This window comes from Nonomuraea candida (assembly GCF_000725485.1).
GTDB lineage: Bacteria > Actinomycetota > Actinomycetes > Streptosporangiales > Streptosporangiaceae > Nonomuraea > Nonomuraea candida.
In genome coordinates this window covers 17,487-37,430 of record NZ_JOAG01000005.1, presented here as the reverse complement: position 1 = coordinate 37,430, position 19,944 = coordinate 17,487, and the positions used below count along the sequence as shown (strand labels likewise).

The following is a 19,944-nucleotide window of genomic DNA, read 5'->3' as shown; positions in this document are numbered from 1 at the left end:
ACGATCCGGGCCGCCCGCCGCCGGGTCAGCGGTCGAGACGCTGGTACAGGCGGACCGACAGGACGAAGAACACGGCCGTGATGACCACCGGCCACACCACCGCCATCAGCACCGCGTGCTGGGCCACCCACGAGTCGCCGCCCCAGCCGGGGTTGCCGAAGAGCTGCCTGGCCGCCGCCACCGTGGACGACAGCGGGTTCCACTCCGAGATCGCCCCGAGCCAGCCGGGCATGGTGGAGGGGGCGACGAAGGCGTTCGACAGGAAGCCGATCGGGAACTCCAGCGTCTGGATGGCCACCACCCCGCCGGGGTCCCTGGTGAGCAGGCCCAGGTACATCCCGGCCCACAGCAGCGAGAAGCGCAGGAGCAGCAGCAGGCCCACCGCGCCGAGCGCGCCGCCGAGGGTGGCCGGGCGCCAGCCGACCGCCAGGCCGCAGGCCAGCAGGCCGGCCAGGATCAGCACCGAGTGGAGCAGGTCGGCGATGGCCCGGCCGATCAGCACGGCCGAGGGCGCCATGGGCATGGAGCGGAAGCGGTCGGTGATGCCCTTGGAGGCGTCGGTGGTGACCGCGATCATGGTGGCGCTCAGGCCGAAGAGCATCGTCATGCCGTACATGCCGGGCATGAGGAAGGCGAAGTAGTCGGCGCCCTCCGGGACGCGTACGGCGCCGCCGAACAGGTAGCCGAAGGCCAGCGTGATGACCACGGGGAAGACGATCCCGAAGATCACCGTCATGGGCTGGTTGGCCCAGTGGATCAGGTCGCGGCGGGCGACCGTCCAGCCGTCCAGCAGCGCCCACCTCAGCCGCGTCAGCGGGCCGTCGGTCAGGGGTGTCACGGTCATCGGCCGCCTCCGGTTCCGGTGAGGTTGAGGAAGACTTCGTCGAGGGTGGGGCGGCGCAGCGCGACGTCCTCGGCCTCGATCCCGGCGGCCGACAGGGCCGCGAGCACGTCCATGAGCGCCCGCACCCGGTCGCTCACCGGCGCGCTGACGTGCCTGGTGTCCCGGTCGACCTCCACGGGGCCGCCCGAGGCGCGCCCGACGATCTCCGCGGCCCGGTCGAGCCGCTCCGGGTCGTGGACCACCACGTCGAGCCGGTCGCCGCCGAGCTTGGACTTCAGCTCGTCCGGCGTGCCCTCGGCCACCACCCGGCCCGCGTCCACGACCGAGATCCGGTCCGCGAGCTGGTCGGCCTCCTCCAGGTACTGCGTCGTCAGCAGCACCGTGGTGCCGTCGGACACCAGGTCGCGCACCGCGCGCCAGATCTCCGCGCGGCTGCGCGGGTCGAGGCCCGTCGTCGGCTCGTCGAGGAAGAGCACCGGGGGCGCGAGGATCAGGCTCGCCGCCAGGTCCAGCCGGCGGCGCATGCCGCCGGAGTACTCCTTGGCCGGGCCCGGGTGCTCCAGGCCGAACCGCTCCAGCAGCTCCGCCGCCCGCCTGCGCGCCGCGGCGGGGCCGAGGTGGTAGAGGCGGCCGAACAGCTCCAGGTTCTGCCGGCCGGTCAGCAGCTCGTCCACCGCGGCGCCCTGGCCGACCAGGCCGAGGTTGCGGCGCGCCTGGCGGGGCTGGGAGACCACGTCGAACCCGGCCACCTCCGCGCGTCCGCCCGAGGGGCGCAGCAGCGTGGTGAGGATGCGCACGGCCGTGGTCTTGCCCGCGCCGTTGGGGCCGAGCAGGCCGCAGACCGTGCCCCGGGCCACCTCCAGGTCGATGCCGTCGAGCGCCGCCTTCTCTCCGTACGTCTTGCGCAGACCCTGCGCGAGTACCGCTGTCATGCCGCTCCTTCGTGAATCGTACGCCGTACCGTACAGTCTACGTTTGGAAAGCGCAACCGTACGGTGTACCGTACGAAGGTGACAGTTGAGTTCTCCGGAAGGGGCGACCCCGCGCGCAGCCTGGCGCTGCTCTGGCGGACGAGCGAGCGGGCCAGCCGAAAGGGCAAGCCGGAGCTGAGCGTGGACCGCATCGTGCGCGCCGCCATCGAGGTGGCCGACGCCGAGGGGCTGGCGGCGCTGTCCATGCGCCGGGTGGCCGAGCGGCTGGGCGTGGGGACGATGTCGCTCTACACGTACGTGCCGGGCAAGCCCGAGCTGTTCGACGTCATGCTCGACACGGTCTACGGCGAGACCGCCAGGCCGGAGCACGTGCCGGGCGGCTGGCGGGGCCGGCTGGAGCAGATCGCCAGGGAGAACTGGGCGCTCTACCTGCGTCACCCGTGGCTGCTGCAGGTGGCGGCGAACCGGCCGGTGCTCGGGCCGAACGTCACGGCCAAGTACGACTACGAGCTGCGCGCCGTGGACGGCATCGGGCTGTCGGACCTGGAGATGGACTCCGTGATCACGCTGATCACCGGGTTCGTGCATGGGACGGCCCGGGGCGCGGTGGAGTCCGCCCAGGCCGAGCGCCTGACCGGGCTGACCGACGAGCAGTGGTGGGCCGCGCACGCGCCCTTCCTCAGCCGCATCGCCGACACCAGCCGCTACCCGACGGCGGCCAGGGTCGGGCAGGCGGCGGGCGAGCAGCTCAACGCGGCCTACAACCCCGAGCACGCCTTCGAGTTCGGGTTGCGGCGGGTGCTGGACGGCATCGAGGCCCTGGTCGCCCGGCGCGCCGCCGGCGGCTGAGCAGCCTGGCGGAGGCCGGGCCGGGAGAGGGCGGGCCGGGAGAGGGCGGGCCGGGAGAGGGGCGGGCCAGGAGAGGCCGGGCCAGGAGAGGCCCGGGTCCGAGGTCACGTGTGCCGGTAGAACTCCACCGGCTCGGGCGGCAGGGGAGTGTTGCCGAGGATGAGGTCGGCGGACTTCTCGGCGAGCATCATCACGGGTGCGTAGATGTTGCCGTTCGTGACGTACGGCATGGCCGAGGCGTCCACGACGCGCAGCCCGTCGAGGCCGTGCACGCGCATCGTGTCCGGGTCGGTCACCGCCATCGCGTCGGTGCCCATCTTGCAGGTGCACGACGGGTGCAGGGCCGTCTCGCCGTCCTTGGCGACCCAGGCGAGGATCTCCTCGTCCGTGCGCACCGACGGGCCGGGGGAGATCTCGCCGCCGTCCAGGCCGTCCCACGCGGGCTGGGCGAGGATCGTCCTGGCGTGCCTGATGGCCTCCACCCACTCCCTGCGGTCCTGCTCGGTGGACAGGTAGTTGAAGCGCAGAGCGGGCTTGCGGCGCGGGTCGGCGGAGGTGACGCGGACCGAGCCGCGGGCGTCGGAGTACATCGGGCCGATGTGCACCTGGTAGCCGTGGCCGCCGGCCGGGGCCGAGCCGTCGTAGCGCACGGCGATCGGCAGGAAGTGGAACATCAGGTTCGGGTAGGCCACGTCGTCGTTGGAGCGGATGAAGCCGCCCGCCTCGAAGTGGTTGGTGGCGCCGGGGCCGCGGCGCAGGAAGAGCCAGCTCGCGCCGATGTACGGGCGCCGCCACATCGCCAGCGAGGGCTGCTGGGAGACCGGCTGCCTGCACGCGTGCTGGACGTAGACCTCCAGGTGGTCCTGGAGGTTCTCGCCGACGCCCGGCAGGTCGTGCACGACCTCGATGCCCAGGGGCTCCAGCAGGGCGGCGGGGCCCACGCCGGAGAGCTGGAGGAGCTGGGGGGTGTTGACGGCGCCGCCGCACAGGACGACCTCCCCCGCCTCGATGCGCTCGCCCCCGCACAGCACCCCCGTCGCGCGGGCGCCGTCGAACAGCACCTTCTCCACGAAGGCGCGGGTCCTGACCGTGAGGTTGGGGCGGTGGCGGACAGGGTGCAGGTAGGCGCGGGCGGCGCTGAGCCGGCGGCCCCGGTGCACGTTGCGGTCGAAGGCGGCGAAGCCCTCCTGCCGGTAGCCGTTGACGTCGTCGGTCAGCGGGTGCCCGGCCTGCTGGACCGCCGCGAAGAACGCCTCGAACAGCGGCCCCCGCGCCGGCCCGCGCTCCAGCTTCAGCGGGCCCGAGCGGCCCCGGAACTCCGTGCCGGGGTCGGCCAGGCAGTTCTCCATCCGCTTGAAGTACGGCAGGCAGTGCGCGTAGTCCCAGTGCTTCATGCCGGGATCGGCGGCCCAGCGCTCGTAGTCCAGCGGGTTGCCGCGCTGGAAAATCATGCCGTTGATGCTGCTGGAGCCGCCGAGCACCTTGCCCCGGGCGTGGTAGACGCGCCGCCCGCCCATGTGCGGCTCGGGCTCCGACTCGTACCGCCAGTCGTAGAACCGGTTGCCGATGGGGAACATCAGCGCCGCCGGCATGTGGATGAACACGTCCCACAGATAGTCGGGCCGGCCGGCCTCCAGCACCAGCACCGAGGTCGCGGGGTCGGCGCTCAGCCGGTTGGCCAGCGCGCAGCCGGCCGAGCCGCCGCCCACGATGACGAAGTCGAACCTCAACGGGGGATCCAGTCCTTCCACACGATCTTGTTCTCCCGCACCCACCGCTCGGCGGCCTCCTCGGGGCTCATCTTCTCGTTGACGATGTCGCCGGCCACGGCGTTCTGGTCGTCGTTGGTCCAGGAGAAGTTGCGCACCAGCTCGTACGCCTGCCCGCCCGTCTCCGCGAACTGCCGGCTGACGATCTTGTCCAGCAGGTACGGCGGATAGTCGCAGGCGACCTTGGCCGGGTCGTCGTCGCAGCCCACGGCGTAGGGCGGCAGCGCGACCTTGACGAGCCTGACCTTGGTGAACAGCCATTGCGGCTCGTAGAAATACATGAGCAGCGGTGTCCGATTCTTCGTCGCCGCCTGGGCCGCCTTGATCAGCGCGTCCTCGCTGCCCGAGTAGACGACCTTGTAATTGAGCTTGAGGTTCTTGACGAGTGCCTCGTCATTCGTGACGAACGTGGGGTCCCCGTCCAAAACCTGCCCGGCATTTCCGGTCTTTTCGGTCCGGAAGAGGTGGGCATACTTATTGAGGTTTCGGTAGTCCGTAATATCGGGATACTTTTTGGCCATCCACTCGGGGACGTACCAGCCGATGACCCCCTTGTTCCCGGTCAGCCCGGCCGACAGGGCCACCTTCTTCTCCTCGATGTACTCCTTCTTCCAGTCGTTGTGACCCCAGCTCTCCACGATCACATCGACCTTGCCGGACTCGAAATCCCGCCAGGACTGGTCCTCTTTCACGGGACGCTTGTTCACCTTGTAGCCCAGCTCGTGCTCCAGCAGGTACGCCAGCACCGCCGCCTGGGCCTCGTACCCGAGCCAGCCGTGGATGTCGATGTTGACCGTGCCCTTGGCCCGCGCGCTGGTCTCGGGCTCCGCGCCGGAACAGGCGGCCAGCAGCAGGGCCGTCACGACCAGCCCCGCGAGCGTCTTGGTGCGCGGCCCCGCCGGGCGGGGCCGCGGAGGAGAACCGGTCACTGCGGGATCCAGGCCTGCCACTTGGCGGGGTTGGCCTCCACCCACTTCTTGGCGGCCTCCTCGCCGGTCATGCCGTTGTTGGTCATGTCGTCGGCGACGGCGTTCTGGTCCTCGTTGGTCCAGTTGAAGTTCTTGACCAGCTCGTACGCCTTCCCGCCGGTCTGCGCGAACTTCGTGCTCACGATCTTGTCGAGGTCCATCTCCGGGTAGTCGCAGGCCACCTTCTTCGGGTCGGCGTCGCAGCCCTCGGTGTAGGCGGGGAGCTTGACCCGGACCAGGTCGGTCTTGCTGAACAGCCAGTGCGGGTCCCAGAAGTAGAACAGCAGCGGCTTCTTCTGCTCCTGCGCCTGCTGCGCGCCCTTGATCAGGGCCGCCTCGCTGCCGCCGACGACGACCTTGTAGTTGAGCTTGAGGTTCTTGATCAGGGCTTCCTCGTTGCTGACGTACGAGGGGTCGCCGAACAGCAACTGGCCCTTGTCGCCCGACTCGGAGGTCTTGAACAGGCTCGCGTACTTGTTCAGGTTCTTGTAGTCGGTGATGTCGGGGTGCTTGTCGGCCATCCACTTGGGGATGTACCAGCCGATCACGCCCTTGTTGCCGGTGGAGCCGGCCACCTGCGCGACCTTCTTCTCGTCGATGAACTGCTTCTTCAGGTCGGGGTGACCCCAGTTCTCGATGATGACGTCGACGTCGCCGGTCTCGAAGCCCTCCCAGGCGAGCTGCTCCTTGATCTCGGGCAGCTCGACGGTGTAGCCGAGCTCCTTCTCCAGCAGGTACGCGACCACGTTGGCGCTGGCCTCGTACCCGACCCACGGGTTGATCGCGATCTTCACCGTGCCGGCGGAACCCGACGCGGAGGCGCTGGAGCCGGCGGCGGGGGCGGAGGCGCCGGTGGCGCCGTCCACGGTGGCGCCGCCGCAGCCGACGGCGGTGAGTCCGGCAACCAGGAGGCCTGCGAGCAGGCGAATCTTCATGTGAACTTCCTCTTTCGGGGGGAAGGACGCCTGTCGGCGCCCTGCGTGATGCGGTCGAGCATGACTCCGAGGAGCACGGTCGCGACGCCCGCGACGAAGCCCATCCCGAAGTCGGTCCGCTGGGAGAATCCGGCGACCACGTCATAGCCGAGGGCCCCCGCCCCGACCAGGCCGCCGACGACCACCATGGCCAGCGTCATCACGATGCCCTGGTTGACGGCGAGCAGGATGGCCCGCCTGGCCATGGGCAGCTGCACCTTCCACAGGAGCTGGCCGGGGGTGGACCCGGCCGAGACGGCCGCCTCGACGACCGTCGCGGGCACGGCCCTGATGCCGTCCTCGACCAGGCGCACCACCGGCGGCACGGCGTAGATGATCGAGGCGAAGATGGCGGTGAACCTGGTCGTCTCGAACAGCGCCAGCGCCGGCAGCAGGTACACGAACGCGGGCATCGTCTGGGCGGCGTCGAGCAGCGGGCGCTGCAGGGCCGAGTACCGTGGCGAGCGCGCCGCCGCCACCCCCAGCAGCAGGCCGACGGCCAGGGTGACCAGCACCGCGACGGCGACCGTGGTCATTGTCTGCATGGTGTGCTCCCAGACGCCGAGCAGCGCGATCGCCAGCAGGCAGGCCAGCGCCGTGAGCGCCGGGCGCGGGCCGCTGACCCGCCAGGCCACGGCCAGCACCGCGAGCGCGACCAGCCACCACGGGGCCGAGGTGAGCAGCGACTCCAGCGGGTTGAGCAGCAGGTGGGAGGTGGTGTCCTTGATCCAGGCCGTCACCGTGAACCAGTTGTCCTCGGCCCAGCGGACGGCGTCGTTCACCTCGGCGACCAGGCTCACCGTGAGGCTCTCCGGCCACACCTTGGGCAGCACGGGGATCAGCGCCAGCCCGGCGGCGGCCAGCGCGCCCGCCGTGAGCAGGTCGAGGCGGCGCGGCCGGGCGTGCGGGTCACGGCGGGCGACGGCCATCATCATCCGGTCGAGCACCACCGCCATGATCACGATGGCGACGCCGGCCGGGAGCATGATGCCGACCTGCGCCCGCGACAGGCCGCGGATGATGTCGCCGCCCAGGCCCGGGGCCGAGATCAGGCTCGCGATGACGACCATGGACAGCGCCATCATGATCGTCTGGTTGATCGCCAGCGCCATCGTGGGCCTGGCCAGCGGCAGTCGCACCTTGAACAGCGTCTGCCACCGCGTGGCGCCCAGCGAGGCCGACGCCTCGACCGCCGTGGGGGAGACCTGCGAGACGGCCAGGGCGGTGATGCGGATGGCGGGCGGGATCGAGTAGATCATCGTGGCGATGGCCCCGGCGGGCGCGCCGATGTGGAAGAAGAGCGCGAGCGGCGCCAGGTACGCGAACGTCGGCATGATCTGCATGACGTCCAGCACGGGGGTGATCGCCCGCCGCACCCGAGACGACAGCCCGGCCCAGACGCCCACCGGCACGCCGATCGCCAGCGACAGCAGCACCGCCACCCCGACCAGGGCCAGCGTGTCGACGCTCGACTCCCACAGCCCCAGCACGCCGAACGCGCTCACGCCCCCGACCGCGAGCAGCGCGATGCGCCACCCGCCGGCCAGCCAGGCCAGCGCGCCCATGACGCCGGTGACGCCGGGCCAGCCGAGCGCGTACAGGGCGGTCTCGAACGCCTCGTAGAGACCGCCCACGAAGAGCCTGATGTAGTTGAGGAAGTACAGGAAGAGCGGGTTGTCGTTGCGGTGGTCGTCGATCCACTCGCGCAGCTCCGTGACGGCCAGGAACTGCGGCGCCTCCTTGTCGTGCGGCAGCGTCCCGGTGCCCCGGAAGAGCAGGTACGCCGCCACGAACGCGACCGCCACGCCCACCGGCGCCGCCCACCTCGGCCACCCGAGCCGGGCGGGCGTGGTGACGGCCGCGGAGCTCATGCGCCCGCCCTGACGACCGTCTCCTGCCCCGACAGGAACGACAGCAGGTCCACCCGGTCCACCACGCCGGCCAGCTCCCCGCCGGCCACGACCTTGATCGGCCGGGAGGAGGCGGAGGCGACGCCGATCGCGTCCCTGATCAGGGTGGCGGCGGGTAACTCGGGGCCGTCCAGCGGCTCGCCGGGCTCGGGCGCGCGGCAGATCCAGCGCAGGGTCAGCACCTGGTCGCGCGGCACGTCGCGGACGAAGTCGGCCACGTAGTCGTCGGCCGGCGCGCCCACCAGCTCCTCGGCCGTGCCGAGCTGCACGATCGCGCCGGCCCGCATGATCGCGATGCGCTCGCCCAGCTTGAGCGCCTCGGCCAGGTCGTGGGTGATGAAGACCATCGTCTTGCCGACTTCCCGGTGCAGCCGGATCACCTCGGCCTGCATGTCGCGCCTGATGAGCGGGTCGAGCGCGCTGAACGGCTCGTCGAAGAGCATCACCCGCGGCTCCACGGCCAGCGCCCTGGCCAGGCCCACCCGCTGCTGCATGCCGCCGGAGAGCTGGTCGGGGTAGGCGTCGGCGTGGCCGTCGAGGCCGACGAGCGTGAGGATCTCCGCGGCCCGCGCGTGCCTGGCGGCCCTGGGGGTGCCCTGGACCTCCAGCCCGTACGCCACGTTGTCGATCACCTTGCGGTGCGGCAGCAGGCCGAAGTGCTGGAAGACCATGCTGACCTGGTGGCGGCGGATCTCGCGCAGCCGGGCGGGGGAGGCGGCGCGGACGTCCTCGCCGCCGATGCTGATCCGGCCGGCTGTGGGCTCGACGAGCCTGGTCAGGCAGCGGACGAGCGTGGACTTGCCACTGCCCGACAGGCCCATGACGACGAACACCTCGCCGGGACGCACCTCGAAGCTCACGTCCCTGACGGCGGCGGTGCAGCCGGTCTTCTCCCTCAGCGCGGCCGGATCGAGGTGCTTGTCAGCGCTGTCCAGCACCTTGCGCGCCCTGGATCCGAAGATCTTCCAAAGGCCCGCAACGCTGATCGCCGCGTTGCCGGGAGAATCTCCCACCCTCGCCTCCTCGTTTTTGCCGTCGCTCAACATATGTCGCCAATAGCGGGATTCTCAACGTACTGAGCACTTTCAAGATCAGCTCGTGACATATTGGAACGCGCTAAACGCCCATAAGTGGACATTTATTATGTTAAAGGTTTATTTCGTGTCCCATCACTTCCGGGATGGAGCGCCAGGTTCTATCCTCAGGAGTCACATCAACCGTCATTTGTCGCGTTATGTTCGCTTGGCCACGAGCCACGGGGTGTGCTGGAATAACCGGCATTGCTGATTTCCTTGGGACATAGATCCCTCATATACGCCGATTCGGGCGAGGTGCGTTCGGTGAGTAAAGAGCTCGGCGCCAGGCAGGCCGGCGAAGGCCGCTGGCGGCTGCGCAACTGGCGGGTCCGCGCGCGGCTCGTCGCCCTGATCATGGTGCCGACCGCGGCCGCCGTGCTGCTGGGCGGCGTCCAGGTGCTCACCTCGACCTCGGCGGCGGCCGACTACGCGCGTACGAACCAGTTCGCCCGCCTCTCCGCCGAGCTGGGCGGGCTCACCCACCTGGTCTCCGGCGAGCGGGCCAGGACCGCCGCCTACATCGCTCGCGACCGCCCGGCGGAGGACCTGGCCGAGGTGCGGGCCCAGATGGACAAGGTGGACCTGGCCGCCAGGCAGGTGCGCGGCATCGCCGGCCAGCTCATGACCGAGTCCACCGGCCGCACCGCCGACCAGCTCGAACACCTGCTCAACCGGCTCGACGACCTCGCCGCCCTGCGCAAGCAGGCCCTGGAGGCCAACCTGCTGCCCGGCCCGGCCGTCGAGCTCTACACCACGGTCGTCAGCGACCTGCTCTCCGTCCACAACGAGCTGGTCAAGGGCAGCGTGGACGACGAGCTGTTCCGCCAGACGAGCATGCTCGACGGGCTCGCCCGCGCCAAGGAGAGCCTGTCCTACCAGCAGGCGCTGGTCACGGTCGCCCTGCTGGAGGGCGCGTTCGAGCAGGACCAGCTCAAGCGCTTCCTCGGCGAGCAGGCCAGGGAGACGGCCGAGCGCAGGGACTTCGCCGCCGAGGCCACCGCCGCGGAGCGCCGCCTCTTCGACGAGACCGTCAACGGCCGCTCCGCCGACCGCATGTTGTTCCTGCGCGAGCTGGTGCTCATCAGGGCCACCAAGGGGCTGCCGCTGCGCGGGCTGGACCTGTCCAGGCGCGACGACGCCAAGGAGTGGTTCGAGGCGTCGAACGTGGTCGTCAACGCCATGCGCGAGGTCGAGCGGCGCCAGGCCGAGAGCATCGTGGCCCGCAGCGAGGCGCTCAGCGCCGACGAGCGCGGGCGCGCCGTCCTGACCGCCGGCCTCGTGCTCGCGCTGCTCGTGGTGATCCTGCTGATCACCACCGGCGTGGCCCGCTCGCTCGTCCGCCCGCTGCGCCGCCTGCGCGGCGAGGCCCTCGACATCGCGGGCAAGCGGCTGCCCGAGTTCGTGCAGCACCTGCGGGAGTCCCGCGACGGCGCGGTCGGCACCGACGTGCCGCCCATCGGCATCTTCACCAAGGACGAGGTGGGCGAGGTCGCCCGCGCCTTCGACGAGGTGCACCGCGAGGCCGTCCGGCTGGCGGGCGACGAGGCCAAGCTGCGCTCCAACGTCAACGCCATGTTCGTCAACCTGTCACGGCGCAGCCAGACGCTGGTCGAGCGGCAGCTCACGCTGATCGAGAAGCTGGAGCGCGGCGAGCGCGACGACGCCCGGCTCGGCGACCTGTTCAAGCTCGACCACCTGGCCACCCGCATGCGGCGCAACAGCGAGAACCTGCTCGTGCTGGCCGGCCAGGAGGCGGCGCGCAAGTGGCGCGAGCCGGTCGAGCTGATGGACATCGTGCGGGCGGCGCTCGGCGAGGTCGAGAGCTACGACCGGGTCAGCATCCAGGTCCAGTCCGACGTCGCCATCGCCGGCCAGGCCGTCACCGACGTCGTGCACCTGCTCGCCGAACTGATCGAGAACGCCGTCTCCTTCTCCTCCCGCGACACCAAGGTCGTCATCTCCAGCAGCCGCATCGACGGCGGCAGCCTGATGGTGTCGGTCACCGACCACGGCATCGGCATGAGCCAGGAGGAGCTGGCCGAGGCCAACTGGCGGCTGGCCAACCCGCCCGTCGTGGACGTGTCGGTGTCGCGGCGGATGGGACTGTTCGTGGTCGGGCGGCTGGCGCTGCGGCACAACATCCGGGTGCAGTTGCGGCGGCAGGACATCGGCGGGCTGACCGCCATGATGCTCATCCCGCCGATGCTGCTCACCGAGGCGCCGGGGCCGGTGCCGGGGGCCGGGCAGCGCCTCCAGGTGCCCCGGCAGACCGCGCCCTCCTACGCCGCCCGCCGGGGAACGCCGGACCCCGCGGCCGGCCACCCGTCGGTCGACCCGGTCACGGGGGCGCCGACCGGGATGTCCTCGTACGACCCGGTGACGGGCGCGCCGATGGGGTCGTCGTACGACTCGGTCACGGGGCCGCGGGCGGGGATGCCGTCCTTCGGCTCGGGGCCGCCGCCCGGGCATCCGTCGTTCGACTCGGTGCCGGCGGCGTCCGAGCCGTCCTCGTGGTTCGGCTCGGCGCAGACGCACTCCGTCGAGCAGCCGCTCCCCGACGGGGCGGCGCCGGAGCCGGCGCCCGACCCGGCGGTCCTGCCCGCTCCGGCGGAGCCGGCGGTCCTGCCCGCGCCGCCGCCGGAAGCGCGGCAGCAGGCGGGGGACGAGTACCTGCCGATCTTCGCCTCCGTCGAGGAGAGCGGCTGGTTCACCAAGACCGCCCCGACGGCCGACCACCGCGCGCCCGCCTGGACCTCGTCCGCCGACCAGGGCTGGCAGGCGGCCGGCGCGGCCGCGCAGCCGGCGGGCGACGGCGTGACGAACTCCGGCTTGCCCAAGCGCACACCGCGCGCGAACCTGGTACCGGGCACCGCGCATCCCAAGCCGCCGCCCGCTCCCGCTCCTCCGGTCTCCCCCGACCGGCTCCGCAGCAGGCTGGCCAGCTACCAGCAGGGCGTGCGCAAGGGACGCGCCGAGCTCGAGGAGGACTCGTGAAGGAGCTGAGCCAGGCCGCCAGAGACATCAACTGGCTGGTCAGCGCCTTCGTCGAAGAGGTCCCCGGCGTGGCGCACGCCGTGGTCGTCTCGGCGGACGGCCTGCCCATGGCCTACTCCAGGGGCTTCCCCAAAGACCGCGCCGACCAGCTCGCCGCCATCGCGGCCGGGCTGGTGAGCCTCACGCAGGGCTCGGCGCGGGTGTTCGAGGGCGGAGGAGTCACCCAGACCCTCGTCGAGATGGAACGCGGCCTGCTGCTGGTGATGTCGATCAGCGACGGATCCTCCCTGGCGGTGCTGGCCGCGCCCGACTGCGACATGGGCCTGGTCGCCTACCAGATGACGATCCTCGTCGAGCGCGCGGGGCAGGTGCTCACCCCTGCCGTACGGGCGGAGCTGTCCGCCACGCGCCCGTGGTGATGGGAGTGAACCGTGGCATCGTGGCACAACGGGGAGCAGGAGCCCGAGCGAAGTTCGCTCGTCCGCATGTACGCGGTCACCGGGGGCCGCACCACTCCGCGCTCGGAGCTGGCCATGGAGGCCCTGGTCTCGTCGGCGACCTCGGCCCGGCTCGGCACGACGTACACCCGTGAATACCGGGCGATCAGCGAGCTGTGCCGGCAGGTGCGGTCGGTGGCGGAGATCTCCGCGCTGCTCGGCGTGCCGCTCGGGGTGGCGCGGGTGCTGGTCGCCGACATGGAGGCGGACGGGCTGGTCAAGGTGTACCAGCCGCAGCTCGACGCGGGGCTGCCCGACAGGAGCCTGCTCGAAAGGGTGCTGAGCGGGCTGCGCAGGCTCTGACGGGGCGCGCCCCACGAAGATCGACCAGGCGGCTTACTGCTCCGACCACCAGGAGGCGGCCACCAGCTCCGCGACCAGCGTCTCGGTGAGCAGCGCCACCTCGGGGTCGTCGTCGTGCCGGTAGCGGATCGCGGCCGTGGCGTCCTTCACCTCGCCGCCCACGCTGATCACCGTGGAGCCGCGCTCGCGCACCCAGTCCAGGGCCTGCTCGTCGTAGCGGGAGCCGGGGAAGAGCAGGGCGCGGTAGTCGAGCGTCTTGGTGAGGTAGACGTCCACGTGCGACCAGTCGCCGCTCTCGCAGGCGTCGGCCGGGCGGCGCGGACCCTCCCGGAACATCAGCGCCGACTGCTCGGCCGACGACAGCCGCTCGGCGGGCGCGATCGTGTAGACGCCGTGCGGGCCGTCGAGCAGCTCCATGGCCGGCGGCAGCCACTCGTCCCGGCGATCCAGCAGGTCGGCCGAGGCGTCGGCGGCCCTGCCGAGCAGGGCCGGCAGGTCGCGCTCCCGGCCCGTGAGCCGGCACTCCAGGGCCAGCAGCAGCGCCAGCGTGTGCTGGAAAGTCCGGCAGGCGACGCCGCCGCGCTCCTCGCCCGCGCGCATGTCGATCACCACGTCGGCGGCCTCGGCGAGCGGGGAGCCGGGCCGGTTGGTCAGGGCCGCCAGGCAGCCGGGGCCGCCGGTGTAGCGGGCCACGGCGTCGAGCGTCTCCCTGCTCGAACCCGTGGCCGAGATCGGGACGACCAGGGTGCCCGGGGCGGGCGGGAAGCTCGCGGCGGCGGAGGCGTACTCGGCGTGGGCGTTCACCCCGGCGGCCCGCAGCCGCAGGGCCGCCACGCCGGCGGCGTAGCGGGAGCTGCCCATGCCCAGGAACAGCACCCTGTCGATGGTCTCCGGCAGCTCGCGGAACGGGTCCTCCGCCCGCAGCGCGCCGGCCAGGTCGCGCAGGGCGGCGGGCTTGCGCTCCAGGTCGGAGAGGTAGAGCTCAGAATTCACGCGATGTTCTCCTTGCGGGGGTCTTCTCCGTACCAGGTGCGCAGCACGCCCATCGGGGCGTAACGCCAGCGGGGCAGGTGGCGGGCGGCGTAGATCAGCTCGCGGCACTCCTGCTCCACCTCGAACGGGCGGAGCAGCCGTTCGTCCAGCAGCTCCGGCCGGTGCCTTTCTACCAGGCGCTCCCGGTAGGCGGTCAGCAGGGCGGCGCGGGCCCGCCGCGCCCAGTCCGCCGCCGCGCCGGGCGGGGTGGACCTTCTCTTCACGGCCACCTGGGCGACGTGTTCGAGGCTCGTGGTGAGCTGGGCCACGTCGCGGGCGGCGGGCTGGTGCGTCCCGGCGTCGGTGACGGTGGGGTTGCCGTCGAAGTCGATGACCGCGTAGCCGTCGCGCCACCTGAGGATCTGGCCCACGTGGAGGTCCCCGTGGATCCTGATCAGCGGGCCGTCGGACGGGGCGCCGAGCGCGGCCAGCTCCGCGCGCATGGCCCCGGCCCTGGCCGCCAGCCACGTCCCGTCGTCACCGACGGTAAGCTCCAGGGCCTGGGCGAGCGCGTCCGCGGCCCTGGCCGCGTGGGTCGCGCCGCCCGGGGACGGGTCGCCGGGCAGGGTGGACAGCGCGATGTGGAGGTCGGCGGTGAGACGGCCGAGGGTCGTGGCGAAGTCCGCGCGCCCGGCCACCGCCTCGTCCACGCACCATTCCCAGCCGTCCCTGGCCTCGGGCAGATAGCCCGTGATCAGGGCCAGCAGATGGTCGCGGCCGTGCAACCGGCCTGTCAGAGCAGCGTAAGGAGGAGCTGTGTCGTTGAAGCCCGTGTCAACGAGGTGCGCGAGGATGCCGGGCGCCGGGTGCGGGAGGGGCACGGGCGGGGTCAGCCATTTCACGACCACGCGCTCGCCCACGATCACCGAGTAGTTCGTCTGGTCCACGTGCGGCCCGAAGTCGCGTTCACCTGGGGCCCCAGTGTGGAGATCTCCAGGGGCGTGCGAGAGGCTGGGCAGCGGGAGGAAGCGTCGTACGGCGAAGGGCGCGGGCACCTCCGGCTCCGCCTCACCCTCCAGCAGCGTCAGGAGTGCGGCCGTGAACCCGCGATCCCGCCCGGTGAGGGGCTTCTCACCGAGAGAGATCAAGCGACGACTTATTGAATCCCAATTCAACAGGTGAACCAAACTTCCTGGTAGCAATGTCAGCAAAAGTCTTGCTCATGTTGATTTCTGCTGCAACACTCCTGCTCTGGTCCGCTGTGTCCGGTAAGGTCGCGCGACCCCTCAAACACACAAACTTCAGAAGGAGTAGCGGCCGTGTCCCGTACCCGGTTCACCCGTCGTCTCCCGGCCGCCGTGGCGGCGGCCGGCCTCGCGCTTGCCGTCGCGGCGTGCGGCGGTGAGTCGTCAAGCTCAGATGACACGACGGTGGCGGCGGCCGACCAGCTCAAGCCCAACGCGGACCTGTCGAAGCAGACGCTGCAGATCACGGTTTGGGAAGGTTACACGCCCAAGGAGCTTCCGCAGCAGGCCATGGAGAAGCTCAAGATCAAGGACGTGCAGGTCCAGCTGCACGACACCAACGAGATCGCGATGACCAAGCTCACCGCCCCCGGTGACAGCGGCATCGACGTGGCGTTCGTGTCCGGCCAGTACGCCCAGGCGCTCAACGAGCAGGGCCTGCTGGAGCCGATCCACCACGAGCTGGTCCCCAACCTGGCCAACCTCTACCCGGAGGCCACGCAGCTCTCGTACGACAAGGGCAACAAGTACTCCGTGCCCTACACCTGGGGCACGACCGGCATCTGCTACCGCAGCGACCTGGTGAAGTCCGCGCCCACGAGTTGGAACGATCTCCTGAAGCCGCCCGCCTGGGCCGACAAGAAGGTCACCATGCTCGCTACCGAGCGCTGGCTGGCCCTGCCCGCGCTCAAGTCGCTCGGCTACTCGATCAACACCGACAAGGACGAGGAGCTGGAGAAGGCCAAGGAGCTGCTGCTCGCGCAGAAGCCGCACCTGCTCCGCTACGACGACACCGGCTTCGGCGACCGGCTGCTGTCCGGTGAGGCGATCATGGCCGAGGCGTGGGACGGCTGGTGCCCGACCACCGACGCCAAGCAGAACATCAAGTTCGTGGTGCCGAAGGAGGGCAGCGACCTCTGGGTGGACACCATGGTGATCATGAAGTCCTCCAAGAACAAGGAGGCCGCGCACGCCCTGATCAACTACATCCTCGACCCCACGATCCACAGCTGGGCCGCCGAGAACATCAACTACAAGGTGCCGAACAAGGCCGCCATGGAGCAGGTGAAGATCGCCAAGGGCTCGCTGCTCAACACCACCCCGGCCGAGCTGCTCGACGGTGAGGCCGCCATCGATCTGGGTCAGGCGTCGACGAAGTACACCCGTCTGTCGCAGGACGTCACGGCGAGTTAGTCGTTGTCACTGTGAAGTCACGTGAAGTCTGAGGTCAAGACCCAGCCGGTGTCCCGATCCCGGGGACGCCGGCTGGGCGCGTTCGTTTTCCTGTCGCCGGGGCTGACGTACCTGGTCGTGTTCATGCTGGTGCCGCTGGCGCTGGTGATGAGCTACACGGTCTTCCAGCGTGGGCGCTTCGGCGGCGTCGTCTACGAGTTCACCACCGAGAACTTCGAGCGCCTGATCGACCCGCTCTACCTGAGCGTGGTCGGGGAGTCGCTGAAGATCGCCGCGATCACCACGGTGCTCGCGCTGCTCATCGGCTACCCGACGGCCTACCTGATCGCGCAGCTCCCGCCCCGGTGGAAGACGATGGCGCTGGTGGCCATCGTGCTGCCGTTCTGGACGAGCTTCATCATCCGCGTCTACGCGTGGACGATCCTGCTCAGCGGGCCGGGGCTGCTGAACAGCGCGCTGGCCAAGCTCGGGCTGGGGCCGTTCGAGCTGCTCTACAACCAGGGCACGATCATGGCGGGGCTGCTGTACTCGTACCTGCCGCTGATGGTGCTGCCGCTGTACGCCGCGATCGAGCGGCTCGACCCGCAGCTCCGCGAGGCCTCCGCCAACCTGGGCGCCTCGGGGTTCACCACGTTCCGCAAGGTCACGCTGCCGCTGACGGTGCCGGGCGTGCTGACCGGCTGCATGTTCGTGTTCGTGCCGAGCTTCGGCAACTTCGTCGTCCCCGACATGCTGGGTGGCAACAAGTCGATCATGGTGGGCAATCTGATCCGCAACCAGTTCCTGTCGGCGCGCGACTGGCCGTTCGGCGCCACGCTGGCGCTGGCCCTCATCGCGGTGCTGGTGCTGCTGCTCATCGCACAGGCCTGGGCGGCGCGCCGTGCGTAGGCCCAAGCTCCTGTACGTCCCGTTCTGGCTCACGTACGTCTTCCTGTACCTGCCGATCGCCGTGCTCGTCGCCATGTCGTTCAACTCCGGCGAGTCCGCCTACACCTTCGAGGGCTTCAGCCTGAAGTGGTACGGCGTGCTGGCCGAGGACGAGCGGATCAAGGACGGCCTGATCAACACGCTCATCGTGGCCACCGGCGCCACCGTGATCGCCACCGTGCTGGGCACGATGCTGGCCGTCGGCCTGGCTCGGTACAGCAGGTCCAAGATCCTCGACGCGGTCTCGCTGATGCCGGCCGTGCTGCCCGACCTCGTGCTGGCCCTGGGCCTGCTGGTCCTCTACGGGACCATCCAGCTCACGCTCGGCCTGTACTCTGTGGTCCTGGCCCACGGGCTGTTCGCGATGGCGTTCGTCGCGGCGGTGGTGCGCACCCGGCTGACCGGCACCGACACCTCGCTGGAGGAGGCGTCGCGCGACCTGGGCGCCGGGCCGGTGGTGACCTTCATGAAGGTCACGCTCCCGCAGCTCATGCCGGGCATCGTGGCCGGCGCGCTGCTGGCGTTCACGCTGTCGCTGGACGAGTTCGTGATCGCGTTCTTCACGATCGGCAACGGCGAGGCGACGCTGCCGATCGTCATCTACTCAATGATCCGTTTCGGGGTCACCCCGAAGATCAACGCGCTGGCGGCGATCCTGCTCCTGGTGAGCTTCACCGCGGTGATCGCCGGTCAGCGCCTGACCAAGATCGGGGAGTCGCGTGCTCAAGATTGACGGTGTCTCGCGCAGGTTCGGGGACGTCATCGCGCTCAACGACGTGTCGCTGGAGATCGGGCAGGGCGAGTTCTTCGCGCTGCTGGGTCCCTCGGGCTGCGGCAAGACCACGCTGCTGCGCATCATCGCCGGCTTCGAGACGCCGGACGCCGGCCGGGTCTCGCTCGACGGCGCCGACCTGCTGTCCCAGCCGCCGAACCGGCGCCCGATCAGCCTCATGTTCCAGTCGTACGCGCTGTTCCCGCACATGACCGTGGCCAAGAACGTGGCCTACGGGCTGGAGCGCGAGCGGCTGCCCCGCCAGGAGATCAAGGAGCGCGTCGGCGAGGTGCTGGAGACGGTCGGGCTGTCGGCGCACGCCTCGCGCAAGCCCGCCCAGCTCTCCGGCGGCCAGCGCCAGCGCGTCGCGCTGGCCCGCTCCATCGTCAAGCGGCCCCGGCTGCTGCTGCTCGACGAGCCGCTGTCGGCACTGGACAAGAAGGTCCGCGCGGACATGCAGCTGGAGCTCAAGCGGCTGCAGCACGAGGTGGGCATCACGTTCGTGGTCGTCACGCACGACCAGGAGGAGGCCATGTCGCTGGCCGACCGCATCGCGGTCTTCGACAGCGGCAGGGTGCGCCAGGTGGACGAGCCCATCGAGCTGTACGAGCGCCCCCGCTCGCCGTTCGTGGCCGACTTCGTCGGCGCCAACAACCTCTTCCGCGGCGAGGCCAGCGGCCTGGACGGCATCAAGAGCGAGAAGTTCGGCATGCTGGCCGGCACCCCGCTGACCGAGCTGGCGGCGGGCGCCGAGGCGCTGCTGGCGGTGCGGCCGGAGAAGATCGAGCTGGCCGACGCCGGCGCGACCAGGGGCCTGGCCGGCAGCGTGCTGGACGTCAGCTTCTACGGCGGCGTCTCGCACATCTCCGTGGACGTGCCCGGCCACCCCAAGCCGGTCCTGGTGGCCGTGCAGGGCGCCGGCTCGGTCCGCGCCGGCGCCCAGGTCAAGGTGCGCTGGGACGCCAAGGACGCGGTGATCATGGCGGCCGATCAGTGAAGCAGGTCGTTGCCCGTGGCCGCGCGGGCGTAGGACAGGATCAGCTCGGCGGCCTCGTCGGGGCCGATCAGCGGATGCCGGGCCGTGATCCGGTAGCCGTAGGCGTCCTCCAGGGCCACCAGGTTGCGCGCGATCGTCACCGAGTCGGCGCTCAGCCTGAACACGCCCAGCGCGGCCCCGGTGTCCAGGATCGCCTGGTACATCGAGACCTGCCGATCGTAGAGCGAGGTGAGCAGCACGCCATAGACCCGGTTGCGGCCCGCGGCCCCGCCCAGCTCGTTGAGCAGGCGCACGTCGGGGTCGAGCGGCCCGGTCGGCAGCCCGGACCTGATCGTGACCACCAGCTTCTGGACCGGGTCGGTGAGCGTGGCGAGCTGGCGCAGGCGCTGCTCGTAGAAGCGCTCCATGCCGGCGTGCTGCGCCTCCATCAGCAGCTCGCTGAGGTCGGGGTAGTGGTAGAGCACCGCGCCGGAGGTCAGCCCCGCCTCCTCGGCGACGTGCGAGAGCTGTACACCGTCGATGCCATGGCGGATGATGGCCCTGCGCGCGGCCTCGATCAGATCGAGCCGCCGGTCGCTCCGGCTTTTACGCTGAGCCACCCTCACCACCTTCACTCGTTCGGCTGCTGTTCAGTTAGCCGTGACCATAGTGCCCTTAAGTTGACCTCCACGCTAGATCCCGTTTTGAATTCCTCTTCAAATTGACGAATCCCCCCGGAGTCT

18 protein-coding genes are annotated in these 19,944 nt (G+C 70.6%); 8 read left to right on the top strand and 10 right to left on the bottom strand.

What is annotated here, in order from left to right; all coding sequences use genetic code 11:
* Nucleotides 1-25: 25 nt before the first annotated feature.
* A complete protein-coding gene (locus IO39_RS03805; RefSeq protein ID WP_052422419.1) occupies nt 26-844 on the bottom strand; it encodes an ABC transporter permease in 819 nt (272 codons plus the stop codon).
* Entirely contained in the window at nt 841-1,776 is a 936-nt protein-coding gene (locus IO39_RS03800) for a daunorubicin resistance protein DrrA family ABC transporter ATP-binding protein (protein ID WP_043616008.1), read from the bottom strand. The genes IO39_RS03805 and IO39_RS03800 overlap by 4 nt, the downstream gene beginning before the upstream one ends.
* Before the next feature lie 78 nt (nt 1,777-1,854).
* Here IO39_RS03800 and IO39_RS03795 point away from each other — a divergent pair, with 78 nt between their 5' ends.
* Nucleotides 1,855-2,625 (top strand): TetR/AcrR family transcriptional regulator, encoded by a 771-nt coding sequence (locus IO39_RS03795; protein ID WP_043616691.1) that lies wholly within the window; start codon nt 1,855-1,857, stop codon nt 2,623-2,625.
* 104 nt (nt 2,626-2,729) lie between these two features.
* Here IO39_RS03795 and betA read toward each other — a convergent pair whose 3' ends face one another.
* From betA to IO39_RS03770, 5 genes are read right to left on the bottom strand one after another with little or no spacing between them, the layout of a single operon-like run.
* Nucleotides 2,730-4,355, bottom strand: coding sequence for a choline dehydrogenase (gene betA / locus IO39_RS03790; protein WP_211266880.1), 1,626 nt, complete (start codon nt 4,353-4,355; stop codon nt 2,730-2,732).
* Entirely contained in the window at nt 4,352-5,323 is a 972-nt protein-coding gene (locus tag IO39_RS03785) for an ABC transporter substrate-binding protein (protein WP_211266879.1), read from the bottom strand. Before IO39_RS03785 ends, betA begins: the two co-directional genes overlap by 4 nt.
* Entirely contained in the window at nt 5,320-6,297 is a 978-nt protein-coding gene (locus tag IO39_RS03780; protein WP_043616005.1) for an ABC transporter substrate-binding protein, read from the bottom strand. Before IO39_RS03780 ends, IO39_RS03785 begins: the two co-directional genes overlap by 4 nt.
* A complete protein-coding gene (locus IO39_RS03775) occupies nt 6,294-8,207 on the bottom strand; it encodes an ABC transporter permease (protein WP_043616004.1) in 1,914 nt (637 codons plus the stop codon). Before IO39_RS03775 ends, IO39_RS03780 begins: the two co-directional genes overlap by 4 nt.
* On the bottom strand, nt 8,204-9,292 hold the full coding sequence (locus IO39_RS03770; protein ID WP_043616003.1) for a quaternary amine ABC transporter ATP-binding protein: 1,089 nt from the start codon (nt 9,290-9,292) through the stop codon (nt 8,204-8,206). The genes IO39_RS03775 and IO39_RS03770 overlap by 4 nt, the downstream gene beginning before the upstream one ends.
* Before the next feature lie 294 nt (nt 9,293-9,586).
* Here IO39_RS03770 and IO39_RS03765 point away from each other — a divergent pair, with 294 nt between their 5' ends.
* Genes IO39_RS03765 through IO39_RS03755 form a run of 3 tightly spaced genes read left to right on the top strand, consistent with a single transcriptional unit; the run spans nt 9,587 to nt 13,116 of the window.
* Nucleotides 9,587-12,316, top strand: a complete 2,730-nt coding sequence (locus tag IO39_RS03765; RefSeq protein WP_043616002.1) for a nitrate- and nitrite sensing domain-containing protein — start codon at nt 9,587-9,589, stop codon at nt 12,314-12,316.
* Entirely contained in the window at nt 12,313-12,735 is a 423-nt protein-coding gene (locus IO39_RS03760) for a roadblock/LC7 domain-containing protein (RefSeq protein ID WP_043615999.1), read from the top strand. The genes IO39_RS03765 and IO39_RS03760 overlap by 4 nt, the downstream gene beginning before the upstream one ends.
* 12 nt (nt 12,736-12,747) lie before the next feature.
* Nucleotides 12,748-13,116 carry a DUF742 domain-containing protein gene (locus IO39_RS03755; protein WP_043615996.1) on the top strand — a complete coding sequence of 123 codons (369 nt, stop codon included), beginning with the start codon at nt 12,748-12,750 and terminating at the stop codon, nt 13,114-13,116.
* A gap of 33 nt (nt 13,117-13,149) precedes the next feature.
* On the opposite strand, the gene IO39_RS03750 is transcribed toward IO39_RS03755, so the two are convergent.
* Together IO39_RS03750 and IO39_RS03745 are read right to left on the bottom strand one after the other, a co-directional pair.
* Complete coding sequence (locus IO39_RS03750; protein WP_043615992.1) at nt 13,150-14,109, bottom strand: SIS domain-containing protein; 960 nt, start codon at nt 14,107-14,109, stop codon at nt 13,150-13,152.
* Nucleotides 14,106-15,236 (bottom strand): aminoglycoside phosphotransferase, encoded by a 1,131-nt coding sequence (locus IO39_RS03745; protein ID WP_157547870.1) that lies wholly within the window; start codon nt 15,234-15,236, stop codon nt 14,106-14,108. Before IO39_RS03745 ends, IO39_RS03750 begins: the two co-directional genes overlap by 4 nt.
* Nucleotides 15,237-15,407: 171 nt before the next feature.
* Between IO39_RS03745 and IO39_RS03740 the strand changes: the two genes are divergently transcribed.
* The 4 genes from IO39_RS03740 to IO39_RS03725 are packed head-to-tail and all read left to right on the top strand — an operon-like array spanning nt 15,408 to nt 19,222.
* The gene (locus IO39_RS03740; RefSeq protein ID WP_084772223.1) at nt 15,408-16,526 is read left to right on the top strand and encodes a polyamine ABC transporter substrate-binding protein; all 1,119 of its coding nucleotides are present in this window, start codon (nt 15,408-15,410) and stop codon (nt 16,524-16,526) included.
* Between the two features lie 21 nt (nt 16,527-16,547).
* The gene (locus IO39_RS03735) at nt 16,548-17,414 is read left to right on the top strand and encodes an ABC transporter permease (RefSeq protein ID WP_245641796.1); all 867 of its coding nucleotides are present in this window, start codon (nt 16,548-16,550) and stop codon (nt 17,412-17,414) included.
* A complete protein-coding gene (locus IO39_RS03730) occupies nt 17,407-18,186 on the top strand; it encodes an ABC transporter permease (protein ID WP_043615989.1) in 780 nt (259 codons plus the stop codon). The genes IO39_RS03735 and IO39_RS03730 overlap by 8 nt, the downstream gene beginning before the upstream one ends.
* Entirely contained in the window at nt 18,173-19,222 is a 1,050-nt protein-coding gene (locus IO39_RS03725; protein WP_043615983.1) for an ABC transporter ATP-binding protein, read from the top strand. Before IO39_RS03730 ends, IO39_RS03725 begins: the two co-directional genes overlap by 14 nt.
* On the opposite strand, the gene IO39_RS03720 is transcribed toward IO39_RS03725, so the two are convergent.
* Nucleotides 19,216-19,821 (bottom strand): TetR/AcrR family transcriptional regulator, encoded by a 606-nt coding sequence (locus tag IO39_RS03720; protein WP_043616674.1) that lies wholly within the window; start codon nt 19,819-19,821, stop codon nt 19,216-19,218. The genes IO39_RS03725 and IO39_RS03720 overlap by 7 nt on opposite strands.
* Nucleotides 19,822-19,944 lie beyond the last annotated feature (123 nt).

Bases quoted from the DNA above. Each gene is read 5' to 3' on its own strand.
- IO39_RS03770 (WP_043616003.1), bottom strand. From the start codon at position 9,292: ATGTTGAGCGACGGCAAAAACGAGGAGGCGAGGGTGGGAGATTCTCCC.
- IO39_RS03780 (WP_043616005.1), bottom strand. From the start codon at position 6,297: ATGAAGATTCGCCTGCTCGCAGGCCTCCTGGTTGCCGGACTCACCGCC.
- IO39_RS03805 (WP_052422419.1), bottom strand. From the start codon at position 844: ATGACCGTGACACCCCTGACCGACGGCCCGCTGACGCGGCTGAGGTGG.
- IO39_RS03800 (WP_043616008.1), bottom strand. From the start codon at position 1,776: ATGACAGCGGTACTCGCGCAGGGTCTGCGCAAGACGTACGGAGAGAAG.
- IO39_RS03775 (WP_043616004.1), bottom strand. From the start codon at position 8,207: ATGAGCTCCGCGGCCGTCACCACGCCCGCCCGGCTCGGGTGGCCGAGG.